This window comes from Sphingobium tyrosinilyticum (genome assembly GCF_042654265.1).
In the GTDB taxonomy this organism is placed as follows: domain Bacteria; phylum Pseudomonadota; class Alphaproteobacteria; order Sphingomonadales; family Sphingomonadaceae; genus Sphingobium; species Sphingobium tyrosinilyticum.
The window spans coordinates 86,419-101,155 of record NZ_JBHSFZ010000008.1 but is presented as its reverse complement, the minus strand read 5'-3'; the positions used below and the strand labels follow the sequence as shown (position 1 = coordinate 101,155).

The window sequence follows — 14,737 nt, the reverse complement described above, 5'->3', positions numbered from 1 at the left end:
TCAAGAGCGAATCCCCATTAGCCGCGCGGGCGAGGACCCGCCGTGCAGGGCGGGGCGTAAGATAGGGACATGAAGGCAAGATGACCGTCATCAAGACCGCCGACCTGATCGAGAGCGTTGCCGATGCGCTCCAGTTCATCAGCTATTATCATCCGATGGATTATATCCGCGCGCTGGGCACAGCCTATGAGGCGGAGGCCAATCCGGCGGCGAAGGACGCCATCGCCCAGATCCTGACCAACAGCCGCATGTGCGCCGAAGGGCATCGCCCGATCTGCCAGGACACCGGCATCGTCAATGTCTTCATCAAATGGGGCATGGACTGCCGCCTCGACGACAACAGCCGCTCCATGCAGGATGTGGTCGATGAAGGCGTCCGCCGCGCCTACCTGAACCCCGAAAATCGCCTGCGCGCCTCGATCCTGCAGGACCCAGCCTTTTCGCGCGTCAATACGAAGGACAACACGCCCTGCGTCCTGAATGTCGAAATGGTGCCGGGCAACAAGGTCATCGTGGACGTCGCAGCCAAGGGCGGCGGCTCGGAGAATAAGACCAAGTTCAAGATGATGAACCCGAGCGATTCGATCGTCGATTGGGTGCTGGAGATGGTGCCGCAGATGGGCGCAGGCTGGTGCCCGCCCGGCATGCTGGGCATCGGCATCGGCGGCACCGCGGAAAAGGCGGTGGCGCTGGCGAAGGAGTCCCTCATGGACCCCATCGACATGGGCGAACTCAAGGCGCGCGGGCCTCAGAACAAGATCGAGGAACTGCGCATCGAGCTGTATGACAAGGTCAATGCGCTCGGCATCGGCGCGCAGGGCCTGGGCGGCCTCGCCACCGTCCTCGACGTCAAGATCCACGACTATCCCTGCCATGCGGCGGGCAAGCCGGTGGCGATGATCCCCAATTGCGCCGCCACCCGCCACGCGCACTTCACGCTGGACGGATCGGGCCCCGCCTATCTGGAAGCGCCCAAGCTTTCCGAATGGCCGCAGGTCGATTGGAAGCCCAGCAAGGAAGCGATCCGCGTCGATCTGAACAATCTGACCCCCGAAGTCGTGCAGAGCTGGAAGCATGGCGACCGCCTGCTGCTCAATGGCAAGATGCTCACCGGCCGCGACGCCGCGCACAAGCGTATCGCCGACATGCTGGCCGCGGGCGAGCAGCTGCCGGTCGATTTCAAGGGTCGCGTCATCTATTATGTCGGCCCCGTAGATCCAGTCCGCGACGAGGTTGTCGGCCCGGCCGGTCCCACCACCGCGACCCGCATGGACAAGTTCATGGACATGATGCTGGAGCAGGGCCTAGCCGCCTGCGTCGGCAAGGCCGAACGCGGTCCGGCTGCGACAGATTCGATCGCCAAGCATAAGAGCGCCTATCTCATGGCGGTCGGCGGCGCGGCCTATCTGGTCGCCCGCGCAATCAAGGGCGCAAAGGTCGTCGGCTTCGAGGATCTTGGCATGGAAGCCATCTATGAATTTGATGTGCAGGACATGCCCGTCACCGTGGCCGTGGACAGCGAAGGGCAAAATGTCCACCGCCTCGCCCCGCTGGTCTGGCAGGAGAAGATCAAGAAGGAAGGTCTTCTCGAAAAGGCGTGACCGCGCAAATCCTCCCCATCGAAAGATGGGGAGGGGGACCGCTGAAGGCGGTGGAGGGGAAGAGCGCGATGCCGCCGAGCAGAAAGACGGTTGAGTTCGCGCGTAACCTGCGGCGAGTGATGTCTCCGCCAGAGGTCGCGCTATGGCAAGGGCTGCGCTCGCGCCCACAAGGTATGAAGTTTAGAAGGCAGCATCCCGTCGGACCCTATGTGCCGGATTTCTACTGCGTCTCCGCTCGGCTCGCGGTCGAGGTGGACGGGAGCAGTCACGACCATGCCAGCCAGATCGCGCAGGACGAGCGCCGGGATGCGTGGCTGAAAGCGCAGGGCATCCGGATGCTGAGGATCAAAGCAGCCGATGTTCTCCAGAATCTCGAGAATGTGATGCTGCATATACTGAACCACTGCCGCGTCCTTCCCTCCACCAGCCTGCGGCTGCTCCCTCTCCCCCATGCCGCGCATGGGGAGGATTAAGCGTGATCACATCACCCATCTGGCTCCCGGCCACCCTCTTGGCTGGCGCGACGCAAGCCTGGCGCACGGCCATCCAGCGCCGCGTCAGCCATAGCCTGTCACTCAATGCCGCCGGGCTCGTCCGCTATCTTTATGGCCTGCCCTTCGCGCTGATCCTCTTGGTCGGTTACCGCTTGGCGTTTCCCGGCCCACTGCCCAGCGCTGACCCCCTATTCCTGCTTTTCTGTCTGGGCGGGGGCTTGGCGCAGATCATCGCCACCAACCTCCTCATCCTGGCTTTTGCGCACCGCAACTTCGTCGTCGGCACCGCCTATTCGAAAACCGAAGCGGTGCAGGGCGCTATCCTGTCTTTCCTGCTGATGGGCGAGCGGCTGCATCCCCTCGCCTGGGCCGGGATCGGCTGCGGCGTCATGGGGGTGATGCTGCTGTCCACCGGCGGCAAGCGCATGGGGCCTGCCGATTTCATCAAGGCGCTGGGTCAACCCGCGGCGCTAACCGGGATCGCTTCGGGCTTCTTCTTCGCGCTGACAGCGGTCGCTATCCGCCGGGCAACGCAGGAGGTGGGGGGCAGCGACCCCATCCTGGCAGCGCTGATCGTTCTGGCCGTAACGGTGACGCTCCAAACATTGATGCAGGGCGGTTATCTCCTGGCGCGTGAACCAGCCGAAATGCGCAAGCTGCTGTCGAGCTGGCGCGTCTCGGGCCAGGTCGGCCTGCTCTCCGCGCTGGGCTCTGCCTGCTGGTTCACCGGCTTCGCGACGGCCCCGGTAGCGATGGTCCGCATCGTCGGCCAGATAGAGGTCGCTTTCACGCTGGGCTTTGGCCACTTCTATCTTGGAGAAAGGATGAGCCGCAGCGAAGTGATGGGCCTTGTGCTTGTCGTGGGCGGCGTGATGCTTGCGCTTGCAGGCACATTGTAATGACGATCAGCGCGCGGAGGCCGCACAGCAGATCGAAGTTCGCCGCCTGAAGTCGATGCGACACTCCGCGCTTTGGCCGGAGATCTGTTATGCAAAGGGGAGATTCACGGTCGCCTCCAGCGCGACATCTCCACGCCGCCCCATGAAATTCTGGCGTTGAGCCTTCACTGACGAGTAGGCCACGGAGCAAGCCCTATACGAACTTTGTTCGGTCCATAACAAAAAGGGCGGCCCCAATGGGACCGCCCTCCATGTGTTTCAGATCCGAGAGGGATTAGAAACGGAAGCCGATGCCGACCACGCCAGCGTCGCGGCTGCCATTGTCTTCATATTCGGTGCGCTGATATTCAGCCGAGATGTAGGTGCTGCCATTGATGGCATATTCCAGACCGCCGCCGAAGCGAACGCCTTCGAGAGCGAAGCCGGCGTTGCTGTTCGACGCTTCGATCCGGGTGCTGGCATAGCCTACCTTGCCGAACGCCAGAACCTGCGGGTTCAGGATGTAGCCCAGGCGCACCGAAGCGGCCAGGTCGCGGCTGACTTCCACGCCGGCATTATCAACGGTGCTGTCGCCCAGCGTCACTTCGGGACCGAAGGTGATCGAGGGGGTCAGGGCGACGTCGTAGCCAGCGCTCACGCCATAGCTCACGCCTTCGTTGCCGAGGTTGTCATAGCCGACGGTCACGCCAGCGCGGGGGCCGGTGAACGGAGCAGCGTCCTGAGCGAAAGCGGGGGCCGCAACAGCGGCAGCAGCAACGGCTGCGAGAATCACAGTCTTCATAAAGTCCTCATGCGATAAGAAGTGCATCATCCAAGGATTGGAGACCACTCTTTGTATAGGACAGGAATGGTATGGAAGCTTATAGCCCCTAGCGCCGCTATGAAGTGGCCCCTTTATTCCATCCCTGCTCGCCACGATCTTGCGTCGTGGACGGGGGCGCATATGATAGTCTTTGCTCTCTGTTGCAACACCGATATGAAGATTATCGGTAAATGATGCACATTCGCAACAGTCGCTTCCAACTCAGAGGCTTCAAAGGCATTTTCATACCCTTCCGATCAAGGGTCCCAAGCCGTCCGCGCTTATGGCGAGCCATTATGGCCAGAAGATGAACGTGTTAATTTCGTTTCGCTTCCGTTCGAACCTATTCCTGATTTTTGACCCGCCTGATGCAAAAGAGTAACGGTTCCCCATGGCCAGCCCTCCGCCACCTGTCGCAATGCAGGCACCGCCGGTGCTGCGCCATCGTTGGCCGGTACGGCTGTGGCACTGGCTGAACGCCGGACTGCTCTACACCCTCTTCACCAGCGGCCTTGGCATCTTCAACGCTCATCCCCGGCTCTACTGGGGACAGTTCGGGGCCAATTTCGATCGCCCCTGGCTGCAGCTTGAGCGCTTCGGCGGCTGGATCACCCTGCCTAGTCATTATAACCTCGCCATATCCCGCCATTGGCACCTCGCGGCCGCACCGCTCTTCGCCTTCGCCCTTCTCGCCTACATGCTCTGGTCGCTTCTAAGGGGGCATGTCGCCCGCGACCTTGCCTTCCGCCGCGGCGAGTTGGCCCCGCGCCACATATGGCAGGACATCATCGATCATGTCCGGCTACGCTTTCCGACCGGCGAGGCGGCGCTGCGCTACAATGTCCTGCAGAAGGCGAGCTATATTGGAGTGATCTTCATTGCTCTGCCCCTCTTAATCTTGACGGGCCTCACCATGTCGCCCGGCATGAACGCTGCCTGGCCGTGGCTGGTCGATCTGTTCGGGGGCCGCCAATCCGCCCGGTCTCTCCATTTCATCACAGCCTTCGCGCTCGTCGCCTTTTTCCTCGTTCATCTACTGATGGTGCTGCTGGCCGGTCCTGCCAATGAACTACGCTCCATGATCACCGGCCGCTATCGCCTGCCGGAGCCGCGGCCATGAGCCTGGTCCTCAGCCGCCGCGCCCTGCTGCTCGGCGCCACCGCCACGCTGGCCGGGTGCGACCGGCTGGCGCAGCATGAAAGCGTGCGTGGGGCGCTTTTCTCTGCTGAGAATTTCCACAAATGGGCGCAACGTAGCCTGATGGCGCGCGATGCGATGGCGCGAGAGTTCCGGCCGGACCAGATTTCCCCGTTCTTCCGCTCCAACGGCACGGCCAATCCGAACACGCCGGAATATCGCGCGCTGTGGCGCTCCGATTTTGCCGACTGGCGGCTGAAGGTTACGGGGCTGGTCGATCGCCCTCTATCGCTCTCGCTCGCCCAACTCCGCAGCCTGCCCCATCGCGAGCAGATCACCCGCCACGACTGTGTCGAAGGATGGAGCGCCATCGGCAAATGGCGCGGCGTGCCGCTTCACCTTATCCTCGACGCGGCGAGTATGAGCAGCCGGGCGCGCTACATCCTCTTCCACTGCGCCGACTTCATGGGCGACGGACGGCCCTATTATGAAAGCATCGACCTGATCGATGCTTTCCACCCGCAGACGATCCTCGCCTTCGCGCTCAACGACCAACCGCTCAAAGTGGCCAATGGCGCCCCGCTGCGGCTGCGGGTAGAGCGGCAGCTCGGCTATAAACAGGCCAAATATCTGATGGAGATCAAGGCGGTGGATAGTCTGTCCGGCATTGGCGGAGGCAAGGGCGGCTATTGGGAGGACCGCGCCGGTTATGATTGGTATGCAGGCATTTGACGGACGCGAAATGACCTGACAGGTTGCTCCGATGAAATTGTTCGATCGGGTCATCAAGCGGTTGGTCACACGCGGGCAGCTGACCATCATCTATCATGACGGCAGGAAAGTGACGGTCGGTGAGCCCGATCCCGCCTTCCCCTCGCTCGCCTTGAAATTCCACGACGCGCGCGTGCCCTTCGACATCATCCGGGATCCGCGCCTCGGCATGGCGGAAGCCTATATCGACGGCCGCGTCGGGATCGAAGGCGGCGGCATCATGGAGCTGATCTCGCTGATCCGGGCCAACAATAGCTGGGAAAGCGGCAAGGCGATCAGCGACAAGGGCGCGCTCAAGCGCGGGTTCAAGTCGATCCGCCAGACGCTCTGGCGCGCCAATCACCGCACCCGGTCGAAGGCGAATGTCGCCCATCATTACGATCTGTCGGGCGCGCTCTACGCCCTCTTCCTCGACCGCGACCGCCAATATAGCTGCGCCTATTTCCCTGACGCGGACAATGAGGCAGGCATCAGCCTGGAGCAGGCGCAGGAGGATAAAAAGGCGCACATCGCAGCCAAGCTGCACCTGAAGCCAGGCATGAAGGTACTCGATATCGGCTGCGGCTGGGGCGGCATGGCGCTCTATCTGCATCGCACCTGTGGCGTCGATGTGACCGGCATCACCCTCTCCGAGGAGCAGCTGAAGGTCGCGCGGCAGCGTGCACAGGAAGCAGGCGTCGCCGACCATGTGCGGTTCGAGCTGATCGACTATCGCGATGTGGAAGGCCCTTTCGACCGCATCGTGTCGGTGGGCATGTTCGAACATGTCGGCACCGCTCATTATCGCGCCTTCTTCGACAAGTGCCGCCAGTTGCTGACGCGCGAGGGCGTGATGCTTGTCCACACGATCGGCCGTGTTGCGGGGCCGGGCATTACCGACGCTTTTACCCAGAAATATATCTTCCCCGGCGGCTATATCCCCGCGCTGTCCGAAATGACCCAGGGCAGCGAAGGCACGCAGCTGATGGTCACCGATGTGGAGGTGCTGCGCCTTCACTACGGCCTCACCATCCGCGAATGGTATGCCCGCGCCATGGCTCACCGCGCCGACATCATCGCTCTGTATGACGAGCGCTTCTTCCGCCTGTGGACCTTCTACCTCGCGGGCGCGGCGACCGTGTTCGAACATGGCAGCATGGTGAACTACCAGGTCCAATATGTGCGCGATCGCCGCACGCTGCCGATCACCCGCAATTATATGGTGGAAGCGGAAGAAGCGCTGCGGGGAAAGTAAGTCCGTCCTCTGGCCCACATTCCCCTTAACGCTTGCTGACAACGCCGTTCCCGGACGGTTCAGTCATACCCGTGCATCTTCTCTCTCGTGGCCCCGCTTTACGCCCATGCGTCGGGGTGCAAGTGAGGAGAGAGGACATGAACATCTTTGTGAAAGGCGCGACGGCTCTCGGCCTGGCGGTCACCGCCATGGGTGCGGCTTCAGCGCCGGCCCAAGCGCAATATTATGGCGGCTATTCCGGCTATGGCGACCGCGACTGGCGGAATGACCGTGACTGGGACCGGCGCTGGGACGACCGCCGCTGGCGTGATAGCGATCGCCGCTATTGGCGCGAGGGGCGGCGGCATCACTACCGCTACCGCCAGCGCTGCTGGACCGAATGGCGCTATGACTATTATCGCGACCGCGACGTCCGGGTGCGCATTTGCCGCTAAAAGATAACTGTCTGAGTTAGCGACGGAAATAAAGCCGTAACCTGATCCCCGATTGAAGCCGGGGTCAGGTTGCGGCATCCTAACGGGCATGACTGATCCCATGCCCGTTATCCAGAGCCTGCTGTCGGGGCTCCCCATTTTCCTGCTGCACCTTGCTTGCGCGACGCTTGCCTGGCTTGCGGCGCTGGCGCTGTATATGTGGATTACGCCCCATGACGAATTCGCTCTGATCCGCGCCGGTAACGAGGCCGCGGCGATCTCGCTCGGCGGCGCGGCGATCGGCCTCGCCATCCCCCTGGCGCTTTGCCTCGCCGGATCGGTCAACGTCTGGGACGTCATAATCTGGGGCAGCGTCACGCTGATATTGCAGCTCATCGCCTTCCGCTTCGTCGATTTCCTGCTGGGCTCGCTCTCTGCCCGGATCGAGGCGAATGAGCGGTCCGCCGCCATTTTCCTCGCCATGATGAAAGCCGCGATCGCCTGCCTGACGGCGGCGGCCGTGGCGGGTTAGACGGTGGCGCGGCGAAGCCTTGGCTGCCTCTCGCTGATGCTGGGCGGCATATTGGCGCTCGCCTGGATCGGCGAGGTGACACGCCCGCCGCCGTTGCAGATCGAAAGCTTCGATCCACGCTCCCCCCGCCGCCCGATGCCGCAATGGAGCGATGAGGCTTTCGTGATCGAGGACCGGCCCGGCGATCCTGCCGACAGCATGGGCACCGCTTTCGCCGTGGACCGCGACGGCGCCTGGCTTACGGCTGAACATGTCACGCATGACTGCGCCCGCATCGGCATAGACGAAGGCGGCGTCGCCCGCGCGGTCTCCCGCGTGATGGCCAGCCGAGAGGCCGACGCCGCGCTCGTCCGCGACGGCGTGCCGAGCGACCACGCCCTGCCGCTCTCCGACCGCATGCCCGCGCCCGGATCGCTTGGTTTCCACATGGGCTTTCCCGCAGGCCGCCCCACCCTGGTCGTGTCGGAGCTGATCGGCCCCGCCAGCGCCCGGCGCGGCCGTACCCAAGAAGCTCAGCCGGTCCTCGCCTGGGCGGAGGCCGCGCGCCTGCCCGAAAGCGATGACACCTTGTCGGGCATAAGCGGCGGCCCCGTCTTCGCCGAGGATGGCCATGTCGTCGGCGTCAACAGCGCGGCCACCGACCGGCGCGGCCGCATCCTTACCACTGCGCCCGACGCCATGATCCGGCTGGTGCATGCCAGCCGCGCGGTTAACGACCAGCCTGTCGCCTATCCGTTCGCCGGCCTTGCCGATGCGGAGATGCGTTTCGCCTCCTGGCTGGAACAGGGCGTGATCCGCCGCATCTTCTGCGATGTGGATGACAGGCCCCGGTTGACGGCGGCGAGTCCGAAGCGCTAGGCCGCGCGAAACGAAGGACCTTTGGAACAGCCATGAGCGACACGCCTCCCGACCGCCTCTCCACCAACCCGCGCAGCCCCTATTTCGACATGGACCTGCTGCAGCGCGGCGTAGGCATCCGGTTCAAGGACCGGGTCCGCACCGATGTGGAAGAATATTGCATCTCCGAAGGCTGGGTCTGCGTCGCCGCCGGCAAGACCCGCGATCGCAACGGCCAGCCGCTGACGATCAAGCTGTCCGGCCCCGTCGAAGCCTGGTTCGAGCGCGCGGCCGAGGGCGAGGAAAAGGCTGCGGACGCCGAATAAGCCATCCCAATTTCTTCCGTTCGTGTCGAGCGAAGTCGAGGCAAACTAAGCGTATAGCTTCTCGACTTTGCTCGAAGCGAACGGATGTGGGTTTCTGGTCCCAACCGCCAATGCTCTGGACCTGCTTTACCGCAGCCGGGCGTCCCGCTTCACATCCGCGATAATGTCCCGCAGCGACCGGCCCGAAGGCGTCGCGTCAGCAAATTGCATCGTGCGCATGTCGGTATCCAATCGCGGCTCATGCACCGCCTTGCGCAGCGATCGGCCCAGACCGGCTAGGCGCGATGGCGCCTCGACCGGCGCATCAGCCTTGGGCGCAACCTTCTCCTGACCCGACATGTCCTGATCAACCTTCGCAAAGCGAACGCTGGCGCCCAGGGCCGGATCAGCCTCGAACGGGTGCAGCCGAGCCTTGTCGGAATAGATGAACCCAAAGGTCGGATTGGTCCGTGCGCCCATTTGCCCGGTCGGGCTGTGCCACACGCGCACTTCGCTCCAATCGCCAGCGTCGGACACGTCGATCGCCAGCACATCTTCCTCGATCGCGCCAGGCACTGACCAATTGGCGTGGCGGATCAGCACGCGGCGATCATCCAGCACCTTACTGACGACGGCGACATGGCCCAGCGTCATCGGCCCATAGGGACGAAAGGCCAGCACCGCGCCCCTGCGCGGCACATGTCCGCGCGCATAGCGGTCCTCTGCCTGATCCCACCATGTCAGCGCATCGCCCCGGATATTCACGCCGGACACGATCCGCGCATAGGGCACGCACTGCAAAGCGGTCGCACCGAACACCGGCGTGGCGATCATGCCAGCCAGCAGCCATGCGGCTCCGCGAATAAATCGAAACATTAAATGCGACCTCAAAATTTCTGAGAATCGCCCCACCGCCGATCAGATTAGGCAGCGGCCCTTAGAAAGTGGTTAAAGGGTCAGAAAGCACCGTGCGCCGTGGCAGCGCCGCCGATCATGCGATCGGCCATGGCGATCTGGATGGGCGCAGCTTCGTTCGCCTGCGCCGGATAGATGAAGCCCTTCGCGGGATTGGAGCGCAGGCCCAGGCCGCCGATGGGGCCATACCATACGCGAACATCGGTCCAGTCATTGTTCGGCGACACGTCGATGGCGCGCACGTTGCGCTCGATGCCGCCACGATAGGACCAATTGGCATGAGTCAGCAGAACTTCACGATCGCTGACCACCTTGCTGACCATCGCGACATGGCCAACCGGCATGGAGCGGCTCGCAGCGAAAGCCAGCACAGCGCCCTCCCGAGGCTGATGGCCACGCTCATAGCGGCCCTCGGCTTGACCCCACCATGTGTTGGCGTTGCCATAAAGTTCGACGCCGGAAACCTGACGGGCATAAGGCGCGCACTGCAGAACGCCAGCAGCCGCAGGGGTCACGATCAGAGCGCCAAGCGCAAGCATGGCAGTCGCGATAAATGCGCGAAAAGCACCGATCATGTGTGAAACGACCCCCGACTTCTTCTTGTTTATCAACCCTGTGGCGTTCTTAGGGCAGAGCCAGGACGAGTTGAGAAGCGCCGAGCGATGAATGGTTGTTCAGGTGCGTTAACCTGCGGAACGAAAAAGCTGACCCGCCGTTACCGTTAGCCGCGTCGCGCTACCTAAGTCATTGAAAAGGCTCGCCTCCGTCCCGGTCATCCAGACTTGACCGCCGGTAGCCCGCAGCCGGTCGAACAATGCGGCCCGTCGCGATGGGTCGAGATGCGCCGCCACTTCGTCGAGCAGCAGCACGGGCGGTTGGCCCCTATGCGCCGCGACCAGCGCAGCATGGGCAAGCAGGATGGAGAGCAACAACGCCTTCTGCTCCCCGGTCGAACAGAGCGCCGCCGCTTGCCCCTTGGCGGCATGAGTAACGGCCAGGTCCTGCCGGTGCGGTCCGGACAATGTGCGACCTGCCGCAGCATCCCGCCGCCGCTCCCGCGCCAGCCGCATGGCCATCGGCCCATCCCCGCCGTCCTCCCCTTCGATCGCCAGCAATGGCCGGGCGAAGGGTTCGTCCGGCTGATCAGCCAGCTCCGTCCCCAGCCGCGCAACCAGATCAGTCCGCGCGATCGACAGCGCAGCGCCATGTTCCTCCATCTGCGTCTCGAGCGCCGTTAGCCAGGCCGGGTCAGCGCTGGGAAGGTCATTCAACAGCCGGTTGCGCGCGCGCATCGCCGCCTCATAACGGGCGGCATGCACTGCATGCGCCGGATGCAGCGCCAGCGTCAGCCGGTCGAGAAAACGCCGTCGTCCGCCCGGACTGTCCATGAAAAGCCGGTCCATCGCCGGGGTTAGCCACACGATCGCCATATGGTCCGCCAGTGCATTGGCCGAGGCCGCCACGCCCCCGATCCGCACCTGACGCCGATCCGGCGCTTGCGGGCTTGTGCCGGTGCCCAACACCACCCCATCTACCTCCGCCGCGATGCCGAAGCTGCCCGGACCACCCTGCCGCGCCATGTCGCGAAGCGCCGCGCCCCGCAGCCCCCGGCCCGGCGCCAGCATCGACACCGCTTCCAATATATTGGTCTTCCCCGCGCCATTTTCGCCGGTCAGCACGATGAAAGCATGATCGGGAAGGATCAGCGCATCCGCATGGTTGCGGAAATCGCTCAAGGTCAGGCGGCCGATCATCGGCCCGCTCTAGAGCATCGCGTGCAAAAGTGGGAACCGCTTTTGCGGAAAAAGCAAAGCGCGGCAGTGACGCGATCGGCCTACAAACAGGATCAGCAGCGCTTGCGCGTGACGGCGGCTCCGTCATTGATGATCGTCAGTTCCCGCCCATTGGCGGAAGGGCGCAGTTCCAGCTTCTTCGTCCAGCTGTCCCCCTCCCCAGTGAAGGCCGCATCGACCCTTAGCTTGCCGCCAGTGCCCGTCACCACTCCCTTCACCGTCCCCACGCTTTCATGGAAGATGAGGCTGCCCGGCGTCACTTTCAGTTCCAACTCTGCCGACCGGTCGCCGCATCGGTCGTTCAACCCCGTCCAATTCCCCTGCAGCGCCGCCGGAATAGCCCCGGCAGGCGGAGCAGCGGCAGACGTCTTGGCTTCGGCGGGCGCAGAGGCATCAGCCGGGGTGGGCGCCTTTACAGCATTTTCTGGCGTCAGCGTCTCGTCCTGCGCAGGCGTTTCATTGCTCACATCATAGCTGGCCTGCTCATCGACTATGTCGGTGGACATACGCGGATTATCCGCGCCCTTCTCTCCACAGGCGGCAAGCAGCAACAATGGCAGGGCGATATGCAGGCGCATCCGAAATGAACCGGCCAGAAGGTCAAGGGTTCCGCCACCGGACTTGCCAGCGGCCGCACTTGGGGCCATCACCTGTGCACAGCGGATGACGATGGAGACGACCGATGATGAAGAGCGCAAAGATCGCCCTTGGCCTTGCCGCCGCTCTCTTGGGATCGACCGGAGCCATGGCGGCGCTCGCGGTCGGCGCAAAGGCGCCCGATTTCACCACGCGCGGCGCGCAAGCAGGCAAGACCTTCACCCTGACCCTTTCGCACCAGCTGAAGCGCGGCCCCGTCGTCCTCTATTTCTTCCCTAAGGCATTCACTCCCGGCTGCTCGGCAGAGGCGCGCGAGTTCGCGACGCACATTACGGACTTCAAGAAGGCGGGCGCGACCGTTATCGGCATGTCGGCCGATCCAGTGGACGATCTCGTCGCCTTCTCGACCAAGGAATGTGCGGGCAAGTTCGCCGTGGCCTCGGCCGGCCCCGCGATCATCTCGGATTATGACGTGGCGCTCAAGATGCGGCCCGGCATGACCGACCGCACCTCCTACGTCATCGCGCCCAACGGCCGGGTCGTCTTCGTCCATAGCGAGATGAACTATGTCGATCATGTGAAGAGCACGCTGGCTGCCGTGCAGTCGATGAAGGCGAAATAGCCCCTGGCGCGCTGCGCATTGGCGACATCATAAAACCCCGTTCGCCTGAGCCTGTCTAAGGCTTTTCTCCTTATAAGAAGGGGCTTCGACAAGCTCAGCCAGAACGGGCTGGGTGGCTTCGATGTGACGCTATGCCCTACCCGCCTATTTCCCACCCTTCACATAGCGCCCAAACCACTCGACCGTCGCCGCCCAGGCCGCCGTCGCCGCGGCTTCATTATAGCTCGGCCGGTAATCCGCCATGAACCCATGGTCCGCTTCGGGATAAAGCGTGATCTCATCAGGCGGTGACTTGCCAGCCTTCTTAAGGGCAGCGCGCATCGCTTCCACATCAGCCACCGGGATGCCCTTGTCCAACCCCCCATACTGCCCCAGCACCGGGGCCTTGAGCGCCGCCGCCTGATCGACCACGCTGAACGGCTGAAGCGCCGTCTTCTCGCTCACCAGCCGCCCGTAAAAGGCAACGCCCGCGTCCAGCTGCGCGCTGTGCGCGGCATAAAGCCACACGATCCGCCCGCCCCAGCAAAATCCGGTGATCCCGCGCCGGGCAGCATCGCCGCCATGGCTCCCCGCCCAGACATAAGCCGTGTCGATATCCGCCAGCACCTGCGCATCGGGCGCCTTGGACACGATGCTTGTCACCAACTGCTTGATATCGGCGATCTTCGTCGCGTCGCCATGACGGGCGAACAGGTCGGGCGCGATCGCATAATAGCCCTCCCGCGCGAATCGGCGGCATATGTCGCGGATCCATTCATGCACGCCGAACACCTCATGCACGACGACGATGACCGGGCTCTTCTTCGCCTTTTCCGGCCGAGCGACATAGGCCGGCAGAGCAAAACCGTCGCTGGCGTGGATCGATACCGTCTCCTGTGCCAGCCCCTCGCCCGACGTCTGCCCTGCACTGCTCGAAACCGGACGGCAGGCCGCTGCAAAGCCAGCTGCAAAAGCCCCCGTCATCAGCAGCTTGCGCCGGTCCAGTCCGATGCTGTCGATCCAGTTGCAATCTTCGGGCAGGCGTTCCGGCGTGGCCGCCCCTTCCGTCTCCTTGCTCATCGCGCTTCCTCTCCGCATGCCCCGGCAGCCGCAGCCTATCGGTTCACCGCCCAAGCGCAAGCGTTCAGCCGAGGAAGTCCCCGCTCGCGATTCGCTCCAGCCCCGCGACCTCGCGCGCATAGACATAGGTCCAGGCATCGACAGCGCCCTGCGCCGTCTCCACGCTCACCCGCTCGCGCCGATATTCCTGCGGAGCGGGAAAGTGTGGCGCACACTCCTCATGCTCATCAAGCACCGCCAGGATCGCGGCGGCATCGGGCAAACGGAACAGTTCGCCAACGATCACGCCATCCTCGCCGGGAACGAACCCTGGATAATAATCGATCTTGTATAGCGCCCCGCGCGCCACAGCTGTGCCCGCCACCTGCGCCACCGATGCAAGCCAGCCAGCCATCTCACCGCCGAAGCCGGGCCGAAGCGATCCATAGACGAAGAGCAGATCCGGGCTCATTTCGCCATCTTCAATAGCAATAAAAAAGCCGCCCGGGCAATGCGCTGGGCGGCCTTTTTGGACTTCCCCAAGATGAGAAAGAAAGAAAGCGCGAGTAATCGCTTAAGCGAACAGCACCGAGTAGAAGGTCAGCATCTGTGCACCGACCGCAACCATCAACGCAACGCCCTGGAAAGTGTGACGCATGTTTCGTGTCCTGCAAATTTTGTTATCTGTCGTGTTCGACAAGGACGCATATGATCGCGTAACCCCTTTGTCACAATCGCAAAGGGTGC

18 protein-coding genes are annotated in these 14,737 nt (G+C 63.2%); 11 read left to right on the top strand and 7 right to left on the bottom strand.

Features of this window, described 5'->3' with window-relative positions; translation table 11 throughout:
- The first annotated feature begins 80 nt into the window (after positions 1–80).
- The 3 genes from ACFO3E_RS06460 (at position 81) to ACFO3E_RS06450 (ending at position 2,994) form a co-directional block, all read left to right on the top strand.
- The gene (locus tag ACFO3E_RS06460; protein WP_380803288.1) at positions 81–1,601 is read left to right on the top strand and encodes a fumarate hydratase; all 1,521 of its coding nucleotides are present in this window, start codon (positions 81–83) and stop codon (positions 1,599–1,601) included.
- Positions 1,602–1,669: 68 nt separating this feature from the next.
- Positions 1,670–2,074, top strand: a complete 405-nt coding sequence (locus tag ACFO3E_RS06455; RefSeq protein ID WP_380803462.1) for an endonuclease domain-containing protein — start codon at positions 1,670–1,672, stop codon at positions 2,072–2,074.
- A 2-nt stretch (positions 2,075–2,076) separates the two neighbouring features.
- Positions 2,077–2,994 carry a DMT family transporter gene (locus ACFO3E_RS06450; protein WP_380803286.1) on the top strand — a complete coding sequence of 306 codons (918 nt, stop codon included), beginning with the start codon at positions 2,077–2,079 and terminating at the stop codon, positions 2,992–2,994.
- A 274-nt stretch (positions 2,995–3,268) separates the two neighbouring features.
- Here the strand turns inward: ACFO3E_RS06450 and ACFO3E_RS06445 are convergent, their stop codons facing one another.
- On the bottom strand, positions 3,269–3,775 hold the full coding sequence (locus tag ACFO3E_RS06445) for an outer membrane protein (RefSeq protein WP_380803283.1): 507 nt from the start codon (positions 3,773–3,775) through the stop codon (positions 3,269–3,271).
- 412 nt (positions 3,776–4,187) lie between these two features.
- On the opposite strand from ACFO3E_RS06445, the gene ACFO3E_RS06440 reads away from it, so the two are divergent.
- From ACFO3E_RS06440 to ACFO3E_RS06410, 7 genes are all read left to right on the top strand, one after another.
- Positions 4,188–4,916, top strand: a complete 729-nt coding sequence (locus ACFO3E_RS06440) for a cytochrome b/b6 domain-containing protein (protein WP_380803280.1) — start codon at positions 4,188–4,190, stop codon at positions 4,914–4,916.
- Positions 4,913–5,665, top strand: a complete 753-nt coding sequence (locus tag ACFO3E_RS06435) for a molybdopterin-dependent oxidoreductase (RefSeq protein ID WP_380803277.1) — start codon at positions 4,913–4,915, stop codon at positions 5,663–5,665. The genes ACFO3E_RS06440 and ACFO3E_RS06435 overlap by 4 nt, the downstream gene beginning before the upstream one ends.
- Positions 5,666–5,696: 31 nt before the next feature.
- Complete coding sequence (locus ACFO3E_RS06430) at positions 5,697–6,938, top strand: class I SAM-dependent methyltransferase (protein ID WP_380803274.1); 1,242 nt, start codon at positions 5,697–5,699, stop codon at positions 6,936–6,938.
- 137 nt (positions 6,939–7,075) lie between these two features.
- Positions 7,076–7,372, top strand: coding sequence for a hypothetical protein (locus ACFO3E_RS06425; protein ID WP_066526583.1), 297 nt, complete (start codon positions 7,076–7,078; stop codon positions 7,370–7,372).
- Positions 7,373–7,460: 88 nt separating this feature from the next.
- Positions 7,461–7,883, top strand: coding sequence for a DUF350 domain-containing protein (locus ACFO3E_RS06420; protein ID WP_066526581.1), 423 nt, complete (start codon positions 7,461–7,463; stop codon positions 7,881–7,883).
- A gap of 3 nt (positions 7,884–7,886) precedes the next feature.
- The gene (locus tag ACFO3E_RS06415; protein WP_082919592.1) at positions 7,887–8,741 is read left to right on the top strand and encodes a S1 family peptidase; all 855 of its coding nucleotides are present in this window, start codon (positions 7,887–7,889) and stop codon (positions 8,739–8,741) included.
- Between the two features lie 32 nt (positions 8,742–8,773).
- Positions 8,774–9,046 carry a DUF3297 family protein gene (locus ACFO3E_RS06410; protein WP_380803269.1) on the top strand — a complete coding sequence of 91 codons (273 nt, stop codon included), beginning with the start codon at positions 8,774–8,776 and terminating at the stop codon, positions 9,044–9,046.
- Between the two features lie 126 nt (positions 9,047–9,172).
- On the opposite strand, the gene ACFO3E_RS06405 is transcribed toward ACFO3E_RS06410, so the two are convergent.
- From ACFO3E_RS06405 to ACFO3E_RS06390, 4 genes are all read right to left on the bottom strand, one after another.
- Positions 9,173–9,901, bottom strand: coding sequence for a CHAP domain-containing protein (locus ACFO3E_RS06405; RefSeq protein WP_066526571.1), 729 nt, complete (start codon positions 9,899–9,901; stop codon positions 9,173–9,175).
- Positions 9,902–9,981: 80 nt separating this feature from the next.
- Complete coding sequence (locus tag ACFO3E_RS06400) at positions 9,982–10,515, bottom strand: CHAP domain-containing protein (RefSeq protein WP_066526568.1); 534 nt, start codon at positions 10,513–10,515, stop codon at positions 9,982–9,984.
- A 108-nt stretch (positions 10,516–10,623) separates the two neighbouring features.
- Complete coding sequence (recF, locus tag ACFO3E_RS06395) at positions 10,624–11,694, bottom strand: DNA replication/repair protein RecF (protein WP_066526566.1); 1,071 nt, start codon at positions 11,692–11,694, stop codon at positions 10,624–10,626.
- A gap of 92 nt (positions 11,695–11,786) precedes the next feature.
- Positions 11,787–12,311, bottom strand: a complete 525-nt coding sequence (locus ACFO3E_RS06390; protein ID WP_156518543.1) for a hypothetical protein — start codon at positions 12,309–12,311, stop codon at positions 11,787–11,789.
- Positions 12,312–12,415: 104 nt separating this feature from the next.
- Between ACFO3E_RS06390 and ACFO3E_RS06385 the strand changes: the two genes are divergently transcribed.
- A complete protein-coding gene (locus ACFO3E_RS06385; RefSeq protein WP_197486258.1) occupies positions 12,416–12,952 on the top strand; it encodes a peroxiredoxin in 537 nt (178 codons plus the stop codon).
- A gap of 144 nt (positions 12,953–13,096) precedes the next feature.
- Here the strand turns inward: ACFO3E_RS06385 and ACFO3E_RS06380 are convergent, their stop codons facing one another.
- Together ACFO3E_RS06380 and ACFO3E_RS06375 are read right to left on the bottom strand one after the other, a co-directional pair.
- The gene (locus tag ACFO3E_RS06380) at positions 13,097–14,011 is read right to left on the bottom strand and encodes a dienelactone hydrolase family protein (protein ID WP_066526561.1); all 915 of its coding nucleotides are present in this window, start codon (positions 14,009–14,011) and stop codon (positions 13,097–13,099) included.
- Positions 14,012–14,075: 64 nt separating this feature from the next.
- The gene (locus tag ACFO3E_RS06375) at positions 14,076–14,462 is read right to left on the bottom strand and encodes a gamma-glutamylcyclotransferase family protein (protein WP_066526559.1); all 387 of its coding nucleotides are present in this window, start codon (positions 14,460–14,462) and stop codon (positions 14,076–14,078) included.
- Positions 14,463–14,737 lie beyond the last annotated feature (275 nt).

What these genes read in the sequence shown, in the direction of transcription:
- ACFO3E_RS06460 (WP_380803288.1), top strand. Translation starts at nt 81, where the DNA reads ATGACCGTCATCAAGACCGCCGACCTGATCGAGAGCGTTGCCGATGCG.
- ACFO3E_RS06455 (WP_380803462.1), top strand. Translation starts at nt 1,670, where the DNA reads ATGCCGCCGAGCAGAAAGACGGTTGAGTTCGCGCGTAACCTGCGGCGA.
- ACFO3E_RS06445 (WP_380803283.1), bottom strand. Translation starts at nt 3,775, where the DNA reads ATGAAGACTGTGATTCTCGCAGCCGTTGCTGCTGCCGCTGTTGCGGCC.
- ACFO3E_RS06440 (WP_380803280.1), top strand. Translation starts at nt 4,188, where the DNA reads ATGGCCAGCCCTCCGCCACCTGTCGCAATGCAGGCACCGCCGGTGCTG.
- ACFO3E_RS06435 (WP_380803277.1), top strand. Translation starts at nt 4,913, where the DNA reads ATGAGCCTGGTCCTCAGCCGCCGCGCCCTGCTGCTCGGCGCCACCGCC.
- ACFO3E_RS06430 (WP_380803274.1), top strand. Translation starts at nt 5,697, where the DNA reads ATGAAATTGTTCGATCGGGTCATCAAGCGGTTGGTCACACGCGGGCAG.
- ACFO3E_RS06425 (WP_066526583.1), top strand. Translation starts at nt 7,076, where the DNA reads ATGAACATCTTTGTGAAAGGCGCGACGGCTCTCGGCCTGGCGGTCACC.
- ACFO3E_RS06420 (WP_066526581.1), top strand. Translation starts at nt 7,461, where the DNA reads ATGACTGATCCCATGCCCGTTATCCAGAGCCTGCTGTCGGGGCTCCCC.
- ACFO3E_RS06410 (WP_380803269.1), top strand. Translation starts at nt 8,774, where the DNA reads ATGAGCGACACGCCTCCCGACCGCCTCTCCACCAACCCGCGCAGCCCC.
- ACFO3E_RS06405 (WP_066526571.1), bottom strand. Translation starts at nt 9,901, where the DNA reads ATGTTTCGATTTATTCGCGGAGCCGCATGGCTGCTGGCTGGCATGATC.
- ACFO3E_RS06400 (WP_066526568.1), bottom strand. Translation starts at nt 10,515, where the DNA reads ATGATCGGTGCTTTTCGCGCATTTATCGCGACTGCCATGCTTGCGCTT.
- recF (WP_066526566.1), bottom strand. Translation starts at nt 11,694, where the DNA reads ATGATCGGCCGCCTGACCTTGAGCGATTTCCGCAACCATGCGGATGCG.
- ACFO3E_RS06390 (WP_156518543.1), bottom strand. Translation starts at nt 12,311, where the DNA reads ATGCGCCTGCATATCGCCCTGCCATTGTTGCTGCTTGCCGCCTGTGGA.
- ACFO3E_RS06385 (WP_197486258.1), top strand. Translation starts at nt 12,416, where the DNA reads ATGATGAAGAGCGCAAAGATCGCCCTTGGCCTTGCCGCCGCTCTCTTG.
- ACFO3E_RS06380 (WP_066526561.1), bottom strand. Translation starts at nt 14,011, where the DNA reads ATGAGCAAGGAGACGGAAGGGGCGGCCACGCCGGAACGCCTGCCCGAA.
- ACFO3E_RS06375 (WP_066526559.1), bottom strand. Translation starts at nt 14,462, where the DNA reads ATGAGCCCGGATCTGCTCTTCGTCTATGGATCGCTTCGGCCCGGCTTC.